Below are 20,422 nucleotides of genomic sequence, written 5' to 3'. Positions count from 1 at the left end.
GGTCTCCCTGCCGAGGCCGACGGACGGTACCGAGAGCACCGCGTCCACCGGGGTCCCGGCACACATGCTGCAGGACCAGGACCAGGACCAGGACCCGGCACCTGGCACCTGGCACCGCTGCCGCGCCCACCCCCGGGCCCTTCGTGATGGAGAACTTCGAGTTCACCAATCTGAAGAGTTCGAACGAGCGGTACCGGGACAAGGCGACCCGGGTCATCGAACTGCTGCGGGACCATCCGACGATCAGTGCGTACGTCGGCGGCCGTCCCGTCCGTATCACCTTGCACGTGCGGACGACCGAGCCTCCCGCGGACGTACGCGACCTGGGCGACGACGGCGTGCAGATCAACCTGGCCAGTTACTACTTCGAGAAGTACGACATCGGTTACGTCATGGGGATGCTGGCCCATGAGATCGGCCTGCACCCTCTTGCGTCCCGGGACACCAACATCCCCGACGAGGAGGAGATGTTCGCGGGGGTGCCCTTGGCCGTACCGGGGCTGTCACACCTGACTCCGCCGCGCACGATGAACACGGTCGGCTCGGGTCAACCCGACCACATCATGGCCGCCTACCCCAGCAGCACCAGGCATGGGATCTACCGCGACATCGTGCTGAAGATGGCGGAGATGATGGCGGAGTTCGCGCAGGCGCAGGTCCCGGGAGCCAGGCCCCAGGACGCCACGGACCTGATGGACTCCTACCTCATGGACCTGGCCTCGATCGCGATCACCAGCGACCACCGCGTGAGAGCTGCGAGGGAACCGGGTAACACGGCCAAGGTCTACAACGAGTACAAGGCGCTGCTCGCCGCGCGCATGGCCGCGGGCAGTCCCGCCCGAGCACTGTTGCCCGCCGACAAGGGGATGTTCGGCGTCGTACGGGACTTCGCGACACTGACCGCCAGTGTGGTCACCAACAATCGCGGTGACAGCATCCAGCCGCCCAGGACCACGCCCACGCCTCCGTCCACGGGTGAGGCCCACCCCCGGTTGCCGCAAGCCGCCGACAGCGCACAAGAGGCCGAGGAGAGCGTCGAGCAAGTTCCGTTCACCACAGCGCAGTCGCGGGGTCCGCGTGACAGCAGGCCGCGGTTCGTGGTGCGGTCGGGCTTCGATGCGCGGCGGTTCACCTATGACGGCGATCCGGTCACCGACCTCACGGTCCGTATCGCGGTGCGCGGAGCGGCGGATCAGACGCCACGGGTGTTCGGTCAACTCAGCTCGGGAGTGAGCGAGTTCCTGAACAGTCCCGGCTACCGGCTCCCCAACGGCGACCTGCTGCACGTGACCGTCGAGCTGGTCGATCCGGAGAAGTCCCCGCATTTGACCGTGGACTTGGCGGGCCGTGATCAGGCGATGGATCAGGTCACGTGGTGGGCGGATGCCGACCCGGTGCAACTGGTGCATGAGCTGACCCATCAGCTCGGTCTGCGGGACGAGTACCGGGATGCCGATTCCCCGCATCGCCCGCACGTCCTGGGCAGCCTGCTCGGTGACCTGAATGCCGACCCTGAGGATTCCTCGCTGGCTGCCGGTGGGCTCCGGGGACGGCATCTGGCGTTGCTGGGTGCGTTGATTGGGGACGTAACTCCGCGGCCCTCGGCAGGAAGCGCGCAGGAGGACTCCGAACAGACCTGGGACGAGGCGCGTGAGGATGCCACGACGGTCCGCCGCGAGGCGGTCTGGGTCGACCCGATCTCCCTGCCCCGACCGTCCACCGGTGACACGGCGGTGACCGAGGTTCCGGCCCACATGCAGCAGGACCCGGACACGAGCATGGCGCCTGCCGTGCCGGTGCCGGTTCTGCGCCCGTTCAAGTTGGGGAATTTCGAGTTCACGAACTTGAATCAGACGGACAGGTACGTCGACAAGGCGGTTCGGATTGTCGAGCTGCTGGATGAGCACAGCACGATCAAGGGTTATGTCGGCGGCCGTCCTGTGCGTATCACTCTGCATGTGCGGACGACGGAGACCCCGGCGGACGTTCGCGATCTGGGTGACGCGGGTGTCGAGATCAATCTCGCGAGTTATTACTTCGAGAAGTACGACATCGGATACATCATGGGCATGCTGGCCCATGAGATCGGTCTCCATCCTCTGGCCTCCAGTAACACGAAGATTCCTGAGGAGGAGGAGCTCTACCAGGGCATGCCCCTGTTGGTGCCGGGGTTGGAGACCTTGAGCACGCCGCGTTTCATGAACACCGAGGGCGCGGGTCAGGCGGACCACATCATGGCCGCGTTCCCGCACACCATCCGGCACGGCATCTATCGCGACATCGTGCTGGAGATGGCGGAGGTGCTGGCCCAGCATGCGCGGGTGGGTGTGGCGGGCGCGAAGCCGAAGGACGTCACCGACCTCCTTGACACCTACCTCATGGACCTGGCTTCCATCGCGGTCACCAACGATCACCGGGCGCGTGCGATGAGGGATCCCGCTTACACAGCGAGGGTCTACAACGCCTACAAGGCGCAGTTGGCCGAGCACATGGCCCAGGACAGTCCTGTCCGTGCTCTGCTGCCGGGGGACAAGGGCAGGTTCGGTGTCCTGGGTGACTTCGCTGCGCTTGCCACCAGCGTGGGAACCAACAACCGCGGGGACAGCATCCAGCGCCCGGCTGTTCCGGAACCGACTGCGGGCAGCAATTCCGGCGAAGCGCGCCCCAGGCTGCCCCAGTCCGACAGCGACACCGGCGCCGACACCGGCGTCGGCGCGGCTCCGGCCCCGACGAGCGCCACCGCCGTCGAGCCGACCCTCACGCCATTCAAGTCGGGGAACTTCGAGTTCACCAACTTGAAGCACACGAACGAGGCGTACCGCGACAAGGCGGTCCGGATCATCGAGTTGCTCCGCAAGCACGACACGATCCGTGACTACGTCGGGGGCCGTCCGGTACGGATCACTCTCCACCTGCGCACAACCGAGACTCCGGCCGACGTGACGGACCGCGGTGACGCCGGCGTCGACATCAATCTCGCGAGCTATTACTTCGAGAAGTACGACATCGGTTATGTCATGGGGATGCTGGCCCACGAGATCGGTCTCCACCCTCTCGCCTCGCGGGATACGAACATTCCTGATGAGGAGGAGATGTTCGCGGGGGTGCCCTTGACCGTTCCGGGGCTGGCGCATCTGACTCCGCCACGGACCATGAACACCGAGGGCGCGGGTCAGGCCGACCACATCATGGCCGCGTTCCCCAGCAGTACCCGTCACCGGATCTACCGGGACATCGTGCTCGGCATGGCCAATGACCTGGCGGAGGAGGCGCGAACAGGCGAGGAGGGTGCGAAGGCCAAGGACGTCACGGACCTGATCGACACCTATCTCATGGACCTGGCCACGATCGCGCTCACCAACGACAAGCGCAAGGACGCGGCCTGGGAGCCGCGTTACACGGCGAAGGTCTACAACGCCTACAAGGAGCAGTTCGCAGCACAGCTCGCGCAGGGCAGCCCCGTACGGAGCCTGCTTCCGGCCGACAAGAGCTGGTACAACGTCACCAGCAACTTCTTCGGTCTGGGCAGCAGCGTCGCGTTCAACAACCAGGGCGACAGCATCCAGACCGCCACTCCGGTGTCGAGCAGCACCGAGACCGGCGAGACACGCCCGCGGCTTTCGCCGGGTCCGGGCGGCACCGAGTCCGGGCCGCAGACCGGGCCGTCCGACACCACGTCGTCGACGGAACCGCGTGCCAGTTGGCCGCGTGCAAGTCGGCCGCGTGACAAGCGGCCCCGTTTCGTGGTGCGTTCCGATTTCGATGCGCGGCGGTTCACCTACGACGGCGATCCGGTCACCGACCTCACGGTCCGTATCGCGATGCGCGGCGGCAAGGACGGTCAGAGCGCCCACTCCTTCGCGCAACTCCGCGAGGGCGTACATGAGTTCCTCAACGACCCCGGCCACCGGCTCCCCAACGGCGACCTGCTGCACGTGACCGTCGAGCTGGTCGATCCGTCGAAGTCCCCGCACCTGACCGTGGACCTGACCGGTCGCGACCGGGCGATGGATCAGGTCACGTGGTGGGCGGATGCCGACCCGGTGCAACTGGTGCATGAGCTGACCCATCAGCTCGGTCTGCGGGACGAGTACCGGGACGCCGATTCCGCGCATCGCCCGCACATCCCGGGCAGCCTGCTCGGTGACCTGAATGCCGACCCCGAGGACTCCTCGCTGGCCGCCGGTGGGCTCCGCGGGCGGCACCTGGCCCTGCTGGGTGCGCTGATCGGGGACGTAACTCCGCGGCCCTCGGAGCGTGGCGCGCGGGAGGAGAGTGAGCAGACCTGGGACGAGGTGCGCGGAGACGCCACGAAGGTCCGCCGTGAGGCGGTCTGGGTCGACCCGGTCTCCCTGCCCCGACCGTCCACCGGTGACACGGCGGCCACCGATGTCCCGGCCCGTATGCCGCAGGACCCGAACGCGGCACCGGCCCCCGCCACCGCAGATGCCGCCGCCGCACCGACCCTCACCCCCTTCAGGTCGGGGAAGTTCGAGTTCACCAACCTGAAGCACACGGAGGAGAAGTACCGCGACAAGGCCGTCCGCATCATCGAACTGCTGCGGGACCATCCGACGATCAGTGCCTACGTCGGTGACCGTCCCGTCCGGATCACGTTGCATGTGCGGACCACGGAGACACCGGCGGACGTACGCGACCTGGGTGACACCGGTGTCCAGATCAACCTCGCGAGCTACTACTTCGAGAAGTACGACATCGGTTACATCATGGGGATGCTGGCCCACGAGATCGGCCTGCACCCGCTTGCCTCCAGGAACGGGGACATCCCCGACGAGGAGGCGATGTTCCGAGGCATCCCCCTGCCTGTGCCAGGGCTGGGCGACCTGCGGACCCCGCGCACGATGAACACCGACAGCGCGGGCCAGGCCGACCACATCATGGCCGCGTTCCCCAGCAGTACACGGCACGGGATCTACCGCGACATCGTGCTGAAGATGGCCGACATGCTGGCCGAGGCCGCGCAGGCCGGTGTGGAGGGCGCCAAGGCCAAGGACGCCACCGACCTGATCGACACCTACCTCATGGACCTCGCCTCCATCGCGATCACCAGCGACTACCGGATGAACGCGGCCAAGGAACCCGGTAACACAGCGAAGGTCTACAACGCCTACAAGGCGCTGTTCGCCGCGCGCATGGCCGTGGACAGTCCCGCCCGTGCCCTGCTCCCCGCCGACAAGGGGATGTTCGGAGTCGTACGGGACTTCGCCACGCTGGCCGCCAACCTCGCGACCAACAACCGCGGTGACAGCATCCAGCAGCCCATCCCGACGGACGAGGCCCGCCCCCGGCTCCCGCAAGCCACCGCCGGCGCTCAGCGGATCGGGGAGAGCATCGAACAAGCTCTGGCCGGTACACCGCGGTTGGTGGGCCCGCGTGACAGCCGGCCGCGGTTCGTGGTGCGGTCGGGCTTCGACGTCCGGCGGCTCTCGTACCAGGGCGAACAGATCACGGACCTCACGGTTCGCGTCCAGATGCGGGGCACGGACTCAGAAGCGGCGCACGCGTACGAGCAACTCTCGGCAGGCGTACATGAGTTCCTGAACGAACCCGGCCGCCGGCTGCCGAACGGCGACCTGCTGCATGTGACCGTCGAGCTGGTCGATTCCTCGGAGTCCCCGCACCTCACGGTGGGCCTGACCGGTCGGGACCGGGCGATGGATCAGAACACGTGGTGGGCGGATGCCGACCCGGTGCAACTGGTGCATGAGCTGACCCATCAACTCGGCTTGCGGGATGAGTACCGGGATGCCGATTCCCCACACCGGCCGCACATCCCGGGCAGTCTGCTGGGTGACCTGAACGCCGAACCCGAGGACGCCTCGCTGGCCGCCGGTGGGCTCCGGGGACGGCACCTGGCCCTGCTGAGCGCGCTGATCGGAGACGTGAGCCCGGACCCCGAGCGGCCTCAGACGGGTGCGCAGGACATCGCGCAGACCTGGGACGAGGCCCGCAAGGGGACCGACGGGATCCTCCGCGAGGCCGTCTGGGTGGACCCGGTCTCCCTGCCCCGCCCGGCCGAAGGCGCGGACGGCACCGAAGTCCCCGCCCGCATGCAGCAGGACCCGAACACGGCGCCCGACCGGGCGACAGGGCAGCCGACAACGCTCTACGCCCCCTTCTCCTCAGGAAACTTCGAGTTCACCAACCTGAAGCACACGAACGAGGCGTACCGCGACAAGGCGATCCGCATCATCGATCTGCTCCGGAAGCACGACACCATCAAGGAGTACGTCGGTGACCGTCGCGTCCGTATCACCTTGCACGTGCGGACGACGGAGACCCCGGCCGACGTGACGGACCGCGGTGACGCCGGTGTCGACATCAACCTGGCCAGCTACTACTTCGAGAAGTACGGCATCGGCCACATCATGGGGATGTTGGCTCATGAGATCGGCCTGCACCCTCTCGCCTCCCGGAACCGGGACATCCCCGACGAGGAGGAGATGTTCCGGAATGTCCCGCTGGCGGTACCCGGCCTGGGGGATCTGGCGACGCCGCGCACCATGAACACCGAGGGCGCGGGGCAGGCCGACCACATCATGGCCGCCTACCCCAGCAGCACCCGGCACCGGATCTACCGTGACATCGTCCTGAAGATGGCCGGTGTCCTGGCGGAGGACGCCCGCGTGGGAGAGGACGGCGCCCGGGCCCAGGACGTCACCGATCTGATCGACTGCTATCTGATGGACCTGGCCTCCATCGCGCTCACCAACGACTACCGGATGAACGCGGCGAAGGAGCCCAACTACACGGCGAGGGTCTACAACGCCTACAAGGAGATGCTTCTGGCCCGGCTGGCCGACGAGGCTTCCGTCCGGGCCCTCCTGCCGTCCAACAAGAGCATGTTCGGCGTGATGAACGACTTCCGGCGCATCGGCACGTACATCGCGATCGGCAACAGCGGCGACAGCATCCAGCAGGCCGATACGACCTGAGCGCGTCCCTTGTCGCCGCGGGGTGTCCGTCACTCGACGCGCAGCCACAGCAGCCGAGCTCGCAGTGTTCAGCGTTCAGTGTTCGAGCTCGCAGTGTTCAGCGTGCAAGCGCGCGGCCCCGCGTACCCCACCGTCCCGAGGCTGAGCAGGACGTGCCGCTCGGCGACCTCCTCGGCGGTCAAGGGGCCGTCCGAGCGGTACCAGTTGGCCACGCCCTGGCACATGATGAGGATCGCCCGCACCGCGTCGGCCGGGATCGGTGTGGTGAACGCGCCCTCGCGGATGCCGGCCCGGACGGTGTCCAGCAGCATGTGCTGCAGATAGTCGCGCAGCGCCACGTACCGGGCGCGGTTCTCGGGCTCCAGGCTGCGGATCTCCGTGTCCAGGAAGGCCATGCCCTTGCGGTTGGCCATGTAGAGCACGATCGACTCCACCATGCCGCGGAAGCGGGGCAGCGGATCGTCGCCCGCCTCGGCCGCCGCGGCCCGGCAGCGGTCCAGGACGTCCTTCATGGACGTCTCCAGCAGTGTGGTGAGCAGGGCCTGCTTGTTCTCGTAGTGGTAGTACAGCGCGGGCACGGTGACGCCGACCCGGGTGGCTATGTCCCGCACCGAAGTGCCGTGGTAGCCGTGCTCGTTGAAGGCCTCCATGGCGTGCAGGAGGATGGGGTGCAGATCGAGCGGACCGTACGAGCGCCAGTGCTGCGCGGGGGAGATGGCGGCCCGGCTCGGTTCGCTGCTCAACTGGGCTCCTCGGATGGCTCGGTGGCGAGTGACATCGTATGTCGGCGGGACGCCGTGCGCTCGGATCGGTCACTTATCGATCGATCAGTGGAAGCGGCCGGGCCTGTGTCGAGGGTGGTCACTCCCGAGGCGTTGACCGTTCCTTCCACTACTCCTACTGTCTTAGCGAACGCTCAGTAAGTTGTTGGTCCGTCCTCGGCCCGTTCTTGTCCGTCCTCGGCCTGTTCCGGTCCGGTTGGTACACGCACCACCTCTCGCGAGAGGAACCGATGAGCCTGTGCACCTGTCCACACCCCTGACCTACGCCGGAGACCCGCGCACCGCCGCGGACCGGGCCGCCGCCCTGGAGGCGGCCGGTCTCGACGCGGTCTGGGTCGCCGAGGCCTACGAGGCGGAGGCCGCCGCGATCCAGGAGCACTTCCTGGCCGGCCGTAAGAAGGACGCGGAGGCCGCCGTCCCGGCCGAACTGTGCGAACTGGTCAGCCTGGCCGGCCCCGAGGGCTATGTGCGGGACCGTGTCGAGGCGTTCCGGGAGCCGGGCGTCACCATGCTCGATGTGACGCCCGTGGGACCCGAACCCGCCCGTCTGGTGGAGCGCGTCAAGGAGTGGCTGTGACAACCGAACTCTCAGCACAACCCCCTGCCGAACAGACCCTGCCGCTGCTGCTCGAACGCAACGCGCGTCTGTACGCCGAACTGCCCGCCCTCTCCTGGCAGGGAACGGGCGGCACCGGGCTGGACGACACCGGGCCGGGCGGCACCGAGTCGGACGGCGCCGGACCGGACAGCCCAGGACCGGACAGCCCAGGACCGGACGGCGCCGGACCGGACGAGGACGGCTGGGTGACGCTGACCTGGGCGCAGGTCCGGGAGCACACCACCCGCCTCGCCGCGGGCTACGCGGCACTCGGCGTCGGCCGCGGCGACCACGTGCTGCTCATGATGGCCAACCGGCCCGAACACTGGCTCTCCGACCTGGCACTGGTGCGCCTCGGTGCCGTACCCGTCACCGTCTACGGCACCTCCGCCCCCGAGCAGGTCGCCCACATCGCCCGCAACTGCCGGGCCCGGGTCGCCGTCGTGGAGGGGGCCGCCCAAGTGGCGCTGTGGGAGCCCCTGTTGGCGGACGCGGATGTCCCGCTCGGCCGCATCGTCGTGGTGGAATCCGGCGCGGAGGGCAGCCACTTCCCCTACGGCGCCCTGGGCCGGGAGCCGGTCCCGGAGCGGTTCGAGAAGGCGCTGGACGCCGCACGCCCCGAAGACCCGCTGACGGTCGTCTACACCTCGGGCACCACCGGTGAGCCCAAGGGTGTCGTCCTCAACCACCGCCATGTGCTGGCCAACGCGTCGGCGCTGGACGAGGTGGTCGAACTGCCGCCGCACGTCGAGCACATCTGCTACCTGCCCTTCGCGCACATCGCCGAACGGATGCTCGGCATCTACCTGCCCTGTCACCGCGCCTCGCACGTTCATCTGTGCGCCGACCCGACGGGTGTCGCCGAGATCGTGCGCAAGGTGCGTCCGGCCCAGTTCTTCGGCGTGCCGCGTGTCTGGGAGAAGCTCGCGGCCGCCGTCCGGGCCGTACTGCCGCTGCTGCCGGCGGAACAGCAGGCGGCCATCGAGGAGGCCACCCGGGTGGCCCGGGAGCATGTCGGTTACCGGGAGCGGGGCGAGCGACCGCCGGCCGAACTCGAAGAGGCCTACGCCCGGCAACGGGCCGAGGTCCTGCTGCCGTTGCTGGCCGCGGGCGGTCTGGACCGGATCAGCTGGGCGGCCAGCGCCTCGGCTCCCATGTCGATCGACGTGGTGCGGTTCTGGGCCGGCTTCGGCATCGTGATCATGGACGCGTGGGGGCTCACGGAGACCACCGGAGTGGCGACCACCAACAGCCCGCGCACCGGTTTCCGGCTGGGTTCGGTGGGACGACCCGTCTCGTCCGTGGAGGTCCGCGTCGCCGGGGACGGTGAGATCGAGGTGCGCGGCTCGACCGTGTTCTCCGGCTATCTGCGCGAGGACGGCACGGTGGGGCCGGTGGTGGACGAGGAGGGCTGGCTGCGGACCGGTGACATCGGCCGGCTCGACGACGACGGCTATCTGTGGGTCACCGACCGCAAGAAGGAAATGATCGTCACGTCGACGGGCAAAAACGTCTCCCCGGCGCTCGTGGAGAACGCCCTCAAGGGGCACCCACTGATCGGCCAGGCCCTGGTGCACGGCGACAACCGCTCCTACCTCGTGGCACTGCTGGTGCTCGACGCCGAGACGGCGCCCGCCTGGGCCGAGGCCCACGGCATCGACAAGCACACCGGCCCCGACAAGCACACCGGCCGCGATGCCCTGGCGTTCCTGGCGGCGCATCCGGTCGTACGGGAGGAAGTGGACCGGGCGGTGACGGCGGCCAACGCGCGCCTGAACCGCACCGAGCAGGTCAAACGGTACCGGCTGCTCGCGGAGGAGTGGGGTCCGGCCACGGGGGAGCTGACCCCGTCGCTGAAGATGAAGCGCCGCGTCATCCGGGAGAAGCACGCCGTCGCGCTGGGAGAGCTGTACGAGGACTGACGTCCGGGGCAGGTGTGCGTGACGGCGGGCGCTCCACTCCGGAGAGGGGTGGGGCGCCCGCCGTTCGCCGGGGTCCGCGGACCCGGACTGATCCAGAAGAAGCGCCCTAGAGCCCGTAGGTCTTGCCGATCACGTCCCGCTGGATCTCGCTCGTCCCGCCGTAGACGGTGGAGACGACCGCGGCGCGCAGATGGCGTTCCATGTCGTACTCGGTGGCGTAGCCGTAGCCGCCCATCATCTGCATACCTTCCAGGGCTGCCCGCTTGGCGGTCTCGGTGGCCTTGAGTTTGGCCATGGACGCCTCGCGCGGGAACAGCCGCTCCGGCTCGGCGTCGCAGTCCAGGGCCACCTCGCGCACCAGCAGCCGTGTGCACTCGATCTCCGTGGCGAGATCGGCGATCCGGTGGCGCAGGGCCTGGAACGAGCCGACGGGACGGCCGAACTGCTCACGCTCGCGTACGTGTCCGACGGCGTCGTCGAACGCGCGGCGGGCCAGGCCGAGCATGGTGGCGGCCAGGAAGAGCCGCTCGTGGTTGAGGCCGGCCATCAACTGCCGCCAGCCGTTGTCGACCTCGCCGACGACCGCGTCGGCGGGCAGCCGGACGCCGGTGAGGTGGACGTCGTTCACCTCGCGCCCGCCCATGGTCTCGATGCCCCGGACCTCCACACCGGGCGTATCGGCCGGGACGTGGAACATGGTGAGTCCCGCGTGCTTGTCCCGGGAGGTCCGGGCCACGAGCAGGATGCTGTCGGCGATATGGGCGTTGGAGATCCACGTCTTCTGCCCGTCGATCAGCCAGTCGCCGTCGGGGCCGCGCCGGGCGCGGCACGTGAGCGCCCCCACGTCGGAGCCGGCCGCGGGCTCGGACATCGCGATCGCGAGGACCCTGCCCCGCCCGACACCCGCCAGCACCTCCCGCTTCTGCCGTTCGGTACCGAACCGTTCGTAGGCCTTGGCGGTGATGACGCTGGTGACGAAGCCGCCCGCCGGGACCATTCCGTACGACGTCTCCTCAAGGAACAGACAGGCGTCGGCCAGGCCGCCGCCCGAACCGCCGTACTCCTCGGGCAGGCACACCCCGAGCCAGCCGAGTCCGGCGAGCCTGCCGTAGAGGCCGGGGTGGTGCCGGTCGTGGCCGCCCCCGGTCAGCGCGTCCCGCTGTTCACGCGTGCCGCACTCGCGCTTGGCGAAGTCGCGGACCGCCGCGACGAAGTCGGACTGTTCCGGGGTGAGTCGACTGCCCATGGGGTCCTCCGGGTTCCGGATGGTTACAAAGAAATGGTATTTGTTTCAAAGTCTCATCGGTGGATCTCGGGCGGTATCGTGAGGAGCACCATGACGACTTCTGCGAACGACTCCCTGCTCGCCCGGGCCATCGCCCGGCCCGAGACGGAGGAAAAGGTGGCGCGGCGCATCCTGGACGCCGCACTGGAACAGTTCACGACGTTCGGGCTGCGCCGCTCCTCCATGGACGACGTCGCCAAACGGGCCGGGGTCTCCAGGGTCACGGTCTACCGCCGCTTCCGGACCAAGGACGGACTGGTGGAGGCCTGCCTGCTGCGCGAGGGCAGCAGGTTCTTCCAGCAACTGGACTCCGCGGTGGCGGCCCTGCCGACCATGGAGGAGCGGGTCGTCGAAGGCTTCGTGGTGGCCCTGCGGTACACCAGGGCACACCCCCTCTTCGGCGGCCTGCTGCGCCTCGAACCCGAGGTGGTGCTGCCCTACCTGACCGTCCAGGGAGGCCCCTCGCTGGAGGCCACCTGCGACTACCTGACGGCACATCTGCGGCGTGCCCAGCAGGTGGAGGGGCGCGGCGACTCCGATCCCCGGCCGGTCGCCGAACTCATGGTCCGCGTCGCCGTCTCCTTCCTGCTGAACCCGTCGAGCTGCATCGAGATGGAGGACGAGGACCAGGCCCGCGCCTTCGCCCGCCGCTACCTCGCCCCGCTCCTGAACGCCTGAGGGCCCGTGTCGTGGGGGCCTTCCGGGCCGTCAGCGGTGCCGGTGCAGCCACTTCGCCGCCGCGACCGCGCGTTCCCGGGCGGTCGCGGGAGTGCTGAAGGAGGTCAAGTTCACCGGGGGGGCGAAGCGCTGCACGGTGACCGACTGGGGCGCGGTGAACGCCCGCAGCCCGTCCGCGCCGTGGATCCGTCCGAAGCCGGACTCCCCGGAACCGCCGAACGGCAGGGCCGGGACCCCGGCGAAGCCGAGCACGGAGTTGACGGACACCGCTCCGGCCCGTAGCCGCGCGGCGATCGCGGCACCGGCCCGCCGGTCGCGGCAGAACACCGAGGCGGCCAGCGCGTAGGTCGAGGCATTGGTGCGCCGAACGGCCTCGTCGACATTCGCCACCGCGTTGATCGCCACGACAGGCCCGAACGTCTCCTCGGTCATCGCCGCCGAATCCTCCGGTACGTCGGCCAGGACGACCGGCGTGACGAACGCCCCGGAGGCCGAGGCCGAGGCCGAGACCGAGGCCGCGTCGCCGAGCAGGGCACGCGCACCGCCCGCCAGCGCCTGTTCCACATGCCGCCGGACGACGGCCGTCTGGGCCGGGATCGTCATCGGACCGTAGACGGCGTCCGGTACGGGACCGACCCGCAGCGCACCGGCCCGCTCGACGACCTTGCGGCACAGCGGGGCGTACACCTCCCGTACGACGTAGACGCGTTCGACGCCCGCGCAGGTCTGCCCGGCGTTGCTCAGCGCGCCCCACACGACGGCGTCGGCCGCCGCGTCGAGGTCCGCGTCGACCGTGACGATCGTCGCGTCCTTGCCACCGCACTCGGCGAGGAACGGCGTCAGCGACCGCGCACACACGGCCATGACCTTGCGCGCGGTCCCGGGGGACCCGGTGAACGCCACCTTGTCGACGCCCGAGCGGGCCAACGCCTCACCCGTCGCCGCGGAACCGGTCACGACAGTGAGCAGACCGGCGTGTTCGGGCACGGCCGAGGCCAGGAGTTCGGCCAGCAGTACGCCCGTACCGGGGGTGTGCTCGGACGGCTTGAACACCACGGCGTTGCCGGCGGCCAGCGCGTAACCGATGGAACCCATGGGCGTGTACAGGGGATAGTTCCAGGGGCCGATCACCCCGATCACACCGAGCGGCCGGTGGGCCACGGAGGCCCGCTGGTTCACCGCGAGGAGGCCGCTGCGGACGCGCCGCCGTCGCAGTACGCGGTCGGCGTTGCGGGCCGCCCAGTCCAGGTGCTCCAGGGTGAGGACGACTTCCAGTACCGCGTCGCTGTGCGGCTTGCCCGTCTCCGCCGCGATCGTCCCCGCGACGGCGTCGAGCGAGGACGCGAGTTCGCGCTTCCACCGCAGCAGGTGTGCGCGGCGGTCCGCCGCGGAGAGCGCGGCCCACCCGGACGCGGCGGTCCGGGCCCGTTCCACGGCGCGGGCCACCTCCCCCGGACCGTGGACCGGATGCTCGCCGACGGGATCGCCGGTGGCGGGGGAGTGGACGGTGAAGGTGGCGGAGCGGGTCGCCGCGTCCTGGTCCGTGCCGGTCATCGAAGCTCCTGGTGTGTGGGACCGCCACCGGCCGGTGGGGTGCGGTGTCCGTTCGCGTCGGAGGGGGAAGCCGCCGCTGCCGGTTCCCCGCCGTCGCCGTCCGAGCGCACGGCACTCCGGTCGTCCTCGTCCGGCAGCGGTCGCAGCGGCCTGGAGTGGGACCAGTGCGGACCGAGGTCGTCCAGCGTCCAGCCGAAGGGGTAGGTGCGGGGCTCGGGCCGGTACGGGCGCCCGGTGGGCCGGGGTGGCAGCCGGCGCACCAGGGCGGCCCGGGCCCGCAGGGCGCGGTGGGTCGCGGTCCGTACCCGGCGTGGCTGCGGACGGAAGCCCAGCGCGGTGAGCAGCGAGTCGTCAAGGACGGCGAGCGAGGCGCGCGCCACCAACGGCCGCAGCCAGTTCGGGTACCACTGGGTGACGACCCGCAACGTGGCTGCCGCGACCCGCCGGTTGGCCGGGTCGTACGCGAACATCCGCTGCTCGTAGGAGTCGTGGAGGCGGGCGAAGTCCACGTAGTCGACGGGTAGTTCGGCGATGCCCATCATCTCGCCCATGCGCCGCCCCACGAGCGCGAGGCTCTCGGTCTCCTGCGGGGACAACGGCCGCCAGCCGTACCGGTCGATCCACCGCTTGGGACCGACGACGGTGGTGGCCAGGACGTAGAGGTAGTCCTCGTTGGCTATGCGGTAGCGGCCGTGGATGCGGTTGAGGTGGCGCACGGCGGCCCTGCCCTGCTCGGAGTCCATGCCGTCGCGCACCATCTCATGGGCGATCAGTACGGTGTCGTCGTATCGCTTCTGTCCGGCGCGCTCGAACTCCTGGGTGCGGTCCAGGAGTCGGGATATGCGGGGCACGCCGTAGTCGCGCAGGAAGGCGACCGAGACGCCCTGGAGGTAGTCCCAGGGGAACTCGTACGCGGTGATGAGGCGGAAGATCTCTTCGTAGTCCTGTCGCGGGTCCATCTGCTCGATGCGGTGGAGCCGGCTGTAGCGGCCCATGGGTGGGGTCTCCTATCGGTGCCTGCTGCGGACTTTGCAGATCGGAGAAGTGCGCGCTGTCGGCGGACGCGGGGCGGTCGGCTCGCCGGCGGCGCGGTCGGGTGCTCGCCCGGTCAGTCCTGTCACAGGCGTGTCCGGCGCTCATGGGAAGTCCCTTCCGCGCAGCCGGGCGACAGCGACGACGCGCACTCGGCGCCGGTCTCGGTGGCCATCGATGAGTCGAAGATACAAAAACTATTGACTTGTTTCACGGGGCGCGTCAATACTCCCGACACAACGGAGACCCGGAGGTGCCGTGACCGCTCTGCCGCACACATCCGCCGGGCAACACCAAGACAGTTGGTCCCTCTGCAGGTCGCATACCCGGGCACCCTCGCCTACCGGGTGACCTACCGGCCGGGCACCGATCCCGCCGCTTCAGCCATGGCGGTTCAGATCAGCCCGGCCCGTATCGCGTAGGACACGGCGTGCGCGCGGTTGCGGGTCCGGGTGCGCTTCATGGCCCCGTACAGGATGTATCTCACCGTGCGTTCGGAGTAGGAGAGCTCGACCGCGATCTCGTCGCACTGCTTTCCCTCCGCGATCAGGCGCAGCACGTCCACCTCGCGGGAGTTCAGCTTGGGTACGGTCCGGGCGCGGGTGGTGGCGGCAACTGTGTTGGCGGTGGCGGTGGCGGTGGCGGTGGCGGAGTGCTGGCTCGTGCGCTCGGCAAGAGGTGCCTGACGTGCGAGTGCGAGTGCGAGTGCGAGTGCGGGGGCGGGGGCGGGTGCGGGTGTGTCTGGGGAAGTGGGAGCGCTCCCGCCGCTGCCCGCCACCGCTCGCACGGTCCGGGCGAAGACATCCGGGCTGCAGAAGTCCCACCACACGACGGCGCGTACGCCCCGCTTCCGTGCCGCTGACAGGTCGGCCCGCCACTGCTTGCCCACGACCACGAGGAAGCGTGCGTCGGGTTCGTCGCTCAGGCGGGGGAGCAGGTCCAGCGCGGAGGCGTCCGCCACCTCCAAGGCGACCACGATCGCGTCGGCCTCGCGGATCCTGTCCCGCGGCAACTCGTGCAGACGGGGGTCCAGGGCGACGAAACCGGCCAGCCCGGCACGTACCAAGGGCGCGGGCGCGTGGATCGCCACGCGCACGGTCTCGGTGAGTACCCGCTGGGGCATGGGCCCTCCCGCCTCGCGCCTGTGGTCGCCCATGGGGAATGTGGTCGTCCAGATGGTTCAGGGAGCTGATGCTGCCACCCGCGGAGACCGGACAGCCGTGCCGAGGGCCCTCGGCTCCACAACCGAGGGAAACCTGGCGCGAGCACTCGGCCGCCCTGCTCAAGCCCGCTCTGCGCAAGGCGGCTCAGCGGAGGTCCGCGAGAACTTCCTGTACGGAACGGCAAGGTTCGCGATGACGCCTTCACCGGGGGAGCCGGTCGCACAACGATGGGGTGAGAGCGCGTTCCGACGCACTCCGGTTGCCGGAGCGTGCGTGCGGGATGCCGTGGCGGCCCGTGACCACTCCTGGCCGCTCCGGGCAACGCCCGGCAACGGCCCGCAACTTCTGGCACTTCTAGCAACAAAGGTAGTCCCATGATCGTGTCCCTTGTCCTGTTCGTGGTGCTCGGCCTGGTGCTGCTCGGAGCCGCTGCCGCACTGACCCGGCGGAAGCTCGGTTCCTCCTCCGGACAGGCCCGTACCGCGGGGCCGGGCGCCGACCGGAAGGTACTGGAGGCCGTCGCCCTGGGTCTGCAGGCACTGGCCGAGGGGCGCGCGCAGGACGCGCGCCGACTGCCCGAGGTGCAGACGGTCGTCCACTCGGGACAGCGGCTCACCGTGCAGCTCGCGCACGCCGACGCGGCGGCGCCCTCACCGTGGACGTCGGACGTCTCGGGCAAGGAGTGGTCGCTTGACCCGGCGAGCCTGCGCGGAACCGGCACCTCCGGCGGCGGGCCCACGCATCCCTACTCCCTGACCGTCACCCTCGGCCTGTACAGGGGAGACAGGGTGCTGGTCGACCTCGCGCAGTTGTCGGGGCCGATCGCCCTGACAGGTGACGACCACGAGGTGCTGCGCCTGGCGCAGGCCCTCATCACCGAGGTCGTCGCGGGGCCGGTCGGGCACCTCGCCACGGTCGTCCTGGTGGGTTCGGCGACCACACCTCCGGTGACCGACGGACTGGGCACGCGGTCGGCCCGGCTGTACCCCGCGGCCACCCGGAAGGAGGCCTTGGCCCACAAGGAGGCCCTGGCCCACGAGGACGGTGGGAGGGCCGGAGGGGCGTCGGTCGGCGGAACGCACGCCCGCCGTCTCTTCGTGGTCACCGCCGCCCAGTTCCGGGACGAGAGATGGGCCGACGCCCCGCTGCGCGAGACCGACGCGCTCCTGGTACTCGGCTGGATCACCGACGCGGAATGGCACATCGGGGTGAACACGGACGGCTCCCTGGACACCGGCCGCCTGGGTGTCCTCGTCGACACCCACACCGCCCGCTTCGCCTGACCTGTCAGACCTGTCAGACCTGTTAGACCTGTCGGACCTGTCAGGCTGTTCGACCTGTTCCGTCCGTCGGCTACCGGGCGGTGCCGGGCACACCGTCCGGCACCAGGCCGCGGTCGGCGAGGCTGCCGTCCAGCCAGGCCGCGGCCAGCTCCGCCCGGGAGCGGCACCCGGTGCGCTGGAACAACTGCGTCAGCCGCCGCTCCACGGTCTTCTCGCTCGACGCCAGCCGCGCCGCGATCTGCCGGTTGGTCGCCCCGTCGCTGACCAGCACCGTCAGCCTGACGTCCGCCGCGCTCAACCGGTCCCTGGCCGGCCGCAGTCTCGGCAGTACGAGACTCCGCCGCCGCGCCATGTGCCCCAGTGTCGTACGGGTGGCGCGCCCGATCCCCAGCGACTGCGCGAGGTACGAGGCCTCGGCCAGCCGCCGGTCGGAGTCGTCGCCGATCTCCACCAGGCACAGCCGGCAGAGCAGACTCATGTACACATCACCCCGCTGGTCCACCGACCGCAGGGCGGCCAGCGCGCCGTCCACCTCCCCGCGCACCAGACCCCGGCCCAGCAGCACGGTCTCGTGCGTCATGGCAGAGCCCACTTCCTCGTGCAGCGCCTCCAGTTCGCCCAGGGTCTGACGCATGGCCTGCGGCATGCCTTCCAGCAGGGCGTACGACAGATGCCGCAGCAGCACCTTCTCGATGCCCGACAGCAGACCGTCCCCGCGAGCCCGCCGTACGTCCTCGCGCGCCCCCTCCAGCGCCTTTGCCGCCTGGCCCGACCAGTACCGCAGACTCAGCCTCGCCCAGGCGACGAGCGGGTGGGTCACACCGTCGGGAATCAGCTCCAGCCATGCCCGGGCGTGCCCCAACTCCCCGCGGGCGCAGTGGATCTCGGCCGCCAGCGCGCGGGCGCACTGCGCGGTGGCGGCCTCCGTGCCACGGGTCCGGCTGCGTGCCTCGATGCGGCGGGCGGCCGAGAGAGCCTGGTCCCAGTCGCCCTCCAGATAGGAGCGCACCATGGCGTGGTAGCGCGCGGCGGTGCTGTCCCCCGCCCCCGTGTAGCGATCGCCGAGCACGGCGGCCAGGGCGTCAGCGAGGTCCGCGTGGGTGGCCGCGTGCCGCAGCCGGTCCATGGTGTGCGCGTTGTCCGCTTCCGGCGGCAGGGCGTCCAGTGCCTCCAGCAGCTCGGCGCGCCCGCCCGCGGCGGCGGCCAGCAACCGTAGTTCCGCGGGTGAGGGCAGCGGCCCGGATCCGGGGCGACGGTCGTCGACCGGGTGGCGCACAGGCAAATGCGCCTCGCCCTCCGGACGGCGTGCGACCCGGCCGATTCCGTACGGAGCTGCCAGCGCCGCGTATCCCTCCACGGCGGGCGGGTGTTCCGGGGCGCCGGTGTCCTGGCTGCCGGAGCCACCGGAGTAGGGCAACCGGTGTTCGTGCAACGCGGCCAGAGCCCACACTTCGGTGACATGCACCAGCGGATCCCGATCCCGATCCCGATCCCGGTCTCGATCCCGATCTCCGTATGGGCGTTCGCCTCCGTCCGGGCCTTCGCCACTCTGCAGGCTGCTTTCGCCTCCGTCCCTGGCTCCGCCGCCCTCCCCGGTGGCCCGCTCGGCGGGTGACGCGGCCAGGCGGGCGAGCAGTGGTTCGCCCAGGGCCAGCGCACCGGAGTGGTCGGCGTGGCGCAGGCTCAGTTCGGCGGACTCGTACAGCACCCCGGGCGTCCTGCGGTCGTACGGAGTCAGGCGTTTCAGCGCCGAGGAGTAGGCGCGGACCGACCGCGGCCAGTCGGATCTGGCGTCCGTACGGGCCGCTGCCAACAGCACGTCCACCGCGAGCGTGTCGTCCAACTCGGCGCCTGCGGCGGTCACATGGTCGGCGAGGCGGGGGTGACCGCCTCCCGCGGTCTCCGCGCCGAGCCGGTCGCTCAGGGACCTGGTGATCAGGGCGTGCAGCGACGACACGTCGTGGTGGGTGGGCAGGGCGCGCAGCGCCGCCGCGAGCGCCGGGACGGCGAACGACGCCCGGCCGTCCTCGTCCACGGTCAGGATCCCGTCCCCGACCAGCGGTGTCAGGGCCCGGTCGACTAGGCCGGCCCGCCGGGGGCCTCCCGGCTTCAGCCGGTGCAGATCGTCGAACCGTATCTCGGCGTGTTCCAGGGCGCGGGCCACCGCGGCGGCCGCGTCCAGGTCGGCGGCGTCCGGTGGCTCGCCCGGCCAGCAGAGCCGCCTCAGCCGTGCCACGTCCGTGGTGAGCCGCAGTGCCTGCTCCGGCTCGGTCAGGCAGACACGGCCGCCGAGTTCGAGGAGGCCGCCGCGTCCGTCCACCGAGTCGAGCACCGAGAGTACGGCCTCGGGGGTGCCTGCCATCGGTCCGAGCGCACGGAGCACCGCCGTCACGAGTGCCGGCTCGACCGGGCGGCCGAGCCCGCGCTCCATCAGGGCCTCGACGTCGGTGGGACCCAGTGGGGGCAGTTCGAGCAACCGGTCTGCGGCCGACGTCAGTTGCGAGGCCCCGCCGTCTCCCGGGTGTACCGGTCGGCCGGCCATCACCATCGGTACACCGGCCGGGCGGAAGACACGTATGAGCAGGCCGAGGGCGGAGGCGGTGGCCGACGGCAGGTGCTCGACGTCGTCGATCACCAGCGCGAAAGGGGCGTCGCGGGCGGCTTCCGTGAGGGCCTCGCTCAGGGCGGAGAGCTGACTCAACTCACCGTGTTGTCCTGGGGGTTGGCGAAATGTTCGGCGGGCGCCGCTGACGCGGACCGTGTTCCGGCGGTCGTGGACCTTGCTGAGTGCGCTGTGGACGCCGTCGGCCAGGGCGATGGCGCCGGGTGTGCTCCCGCCGTCGTGACAGCGCAGCCGCAGGATCTTGGCGCCCTCCTCGGCCGCCGCTCGCCGAGCGTGTTCCAGTACGGCGGTCTTGCCCGTCCCGGCCGCGCCGACGACCAGCAGGACGCGCGCCGGGGCACCGGTGGACAGCAGGGTCCGGGTCACGTCCCGGATCTCGCTGTCCCGGCCTATGACAGGTCCGCCGTCGTACACGTCCGCGCCTCCTGATCCGGTACGCGCCGGACGGAAATGACCAGCGGAAACGACCACATGTGAACAGCCCCTGGCACATGACCATAATGGCTGTCGCCGGCCGAAAGCCCGGACGAAGGGCCGGCCGACGGC

At 70.1% G+C, this 20,422-nt stretch carries 10 protein-coding genes and 1 pseudogene; 5 read left to right on the top strand and 6 right to left on the bottom strand.

Annotation, left to right across the window (positions count from 1 at the left end; genetic code table 11):
- The first annotated feature begins 143 nt into the window (after positions 1–143).
- On the top strand, positions 144–6,956 hold the full coding sequence (locus tag ACH4DZ_RS42705; protein WP_398294922.1) for a hypothetical protein: 6,813 nt from the start codon (positions 144–146) through the stop codon (positions 6,954–6,956).
- Positions 6,957–7,024: 68 nt separating this feature from the next.
- Here the strand turns inward: ACH4DZ_RS42705 and ACH4DZ_RS42700 are convergent, their stop codons facing one another.
- The gene (locus ACH4DZ_RS42700; protein WP_398294920.1) at positions 7,025–7,699 is read right to left on the bottom strand and encodes a TetR/AcrR family transcriptional regulator; all 675 of its coding nucleotides are present in this window, start codon (positions 7,697–7,699) and stop codon (positions 7,025–7,027) included.
- A gap of 385 nt (positions 7,700–8,084) precedes the next feature.
- Between ACH4DZ_RS42700 and ACH4DZ_RS42695 the strand changes: the two are divergent.
- Positions 8,085–8,315 (top strand): annotated as a pseudogene (locus ACH4DZ_RS42695) (LLM class F420-dependent oxidoreductase); the annotation flags it as partial.
- Positions 8,312–10,258, top strand: coding sequence for an AMP-dependent synthetase/ligase (locus ACH4DZ_RS42690; RefSeq protein ID WP_398294918.1), 1,947 nt, complete (start codon positions 8,312–8,314; stop codon positions 10,256–10,258). The pseudogene ACH4DZ_RS42695 and the gene ACH4DZ_RS42690, both read left to right, overlap by 4 nt.
- 106 nt (positions 10,259–10,364) lie before the next feature.
- Here the strand turns inward: ACH4DZ_RS42690 and ACH4DZ_RS42685 are convergent, their stop codons facing one another.
- Complete coding sequence (locus ACH4DZ_RS42685; protein ID WP_398294916.1) at positions 10,365–11,504, bottom strand: acyl-CoA dehydrogenase family protein; 1,140 nt, start codon at positions 11,502–11,504, stop codon at positions 10,365–10,367.
- A 90-nt stretch (positions 11,505–11,594) separates the two neighbouring features.
- On the opposite strand from ACH4DZ_RS42685, the gene ACH4DZ_RS42680 reads away from it, so the two are divergent.
- Positions 11,595–12,221, top strand: a complete 627-nt coding sequence (locus ACH4DZ_RS42680; protein ID WP_398294914.1) for a TetR/AcrR family transcriptional regulator — start codon at positions 11,595–11,597, stop codon at positions 12,219–12,221.
- 30 nt (positions 12,222–12,251) lie between these two features.
- On the opposite strand, the gene ACH4DZ_RS42675 is transcribed toward ACH4DZ_RS42680, so the two are convergent.
- From ACH4DZ_RS42675 to ACH4DZ_RS42665, 3 genes are all read right to left on the bottom strand, one after another.
- A complete protein-coding gene (locus tag ACH4DZ_RS42675) occupies positions 12,252–13,775 on the bottom strand; it encodes an aldehyde dehydrogenase family protein (protein ID WP_398294912.1) in 1,524 nt (507 codons plus the stop codon).
- On the bottom strand, positions 13,772–14,770 hold the full coding sequence (locus tag ACH4DZ_RS42670) for an oxygenase MpaB family protein (RefSeq protein WP_398294910.1): 999 nt from the start codon (positions 14,768–14,770) through the stop codon (positions 13,772–13,774). The genes ACH4DZ_RS42675 and ACH4DZ_RS42670 overlap by 4 nt, the downstream gene beginning before the upstream one ends.
- 431 nt (positions 14,771–15,201) lie before the next feature.
- Positions 15,202–15,930 carry a LuxR C-terminal-related transcriptional regulator gene (locus ACH4DZ_RS42665; RefSeq protein WP_398294908.1) on the bottom strand — a complete coding sequence of 243 codons (729 nt, stop codon included), beginning with the start codon at positions 15,928–15,930 and terminating at the stop codon, positions 15,202–15,204.
- A 414-nt stretch (positions 15,931–16,344) separates the two neighbouring features.
- Here ACH4DZ_RS42665 and ACH4DZ_RS42660 point away from each other — a divergent pair, with 414 nt between their 5' ends.
- On the top strand, positions 16,345–17,253 hold the full coding sequence (locus ACH4DZ_RS42660; RefSeq protein WP_398294906.1) for a hypothetical protein: 909 nt from the start codon (positions 16,345–16,347) through the stop codon (positions 17,251–17,253).
- 70 nt (positions 17,254–17,323) lie between these two features.
- On the opposite strand, the gene ACH4DZ_RS42655 is transcribed toward ACH4DZ_RS42660, so the two are convergent.
- Positions 17,324–20,290: an AAA family ATPase gene (locus ACH4DZ_RS42655; protein ID WP_398294904.1), complete on the bottom strand. Its 2,967-nt coding sequence runs from the start codon at positions 20,288–20,290 to the stop codon at positions 17,324–17,326.
- Positions 20,291–20,422: the final 132 nt, after the last annotated feature.

The organism is Streptomyces sp. NPDC017991, from assembly GCF_044328075.1.
GTDB lineage: Bacteria > Actinomycetota > Actinomycetes > Streptomycetales > Streptomycetaceae > Streptomyces.
The sequence above is the reverse complement of the archived record's forward strand: the minus strand, read 5'-3'. Positions and strand labels throughout refer to the sequence as shown.

Coding starts and splice junctions, on each gene's coding strand:
- ACH4DZ_RS42685 (WP_398294916.1), bottom strand. CDS start 11,504: ATGGGCAGTCGACTCACCCCGGAACAGTCCGACTTCGTCGCGGCGGTC.
- ACH4DZ_RS42680 (WP_398294914.1), top strand. CDS start 11,595: ATGACGACTTCTGCGAACGACTCCCTGCTCGCCCGGGCCATCGCCCGG.
- ACH4DZ_RS42675 (WP_398294912.1), bottom strand. CDS start 13,775: ATGACCGGCACGGACCAGGACGCGGCGACCCGCTCCGCCACCTTCACC.
- ACH4DZ_RS42670 (WP_398294910.1), bottom strand. CDS start 14,770: ATGGGCCGCTACAGCCGGCTCCACCGCATCGAGCAGATGGACCCGCGA.
- ACH4DZ_RS42665 (WP_398294908.1), bottom strand. CDS start 15,930: ATGCCCCAGCGGGTACTCACCGAGACCGTGCGCGTGGCGATCCACGCG.
- ACH4DZ_RS42660 (WP_398294906.1), top strand. CDS start 16,345: ATGATCGTGTCCCTTGTCCTGTTCGTGGTGCTCGGCCTGGTGCTGCTC.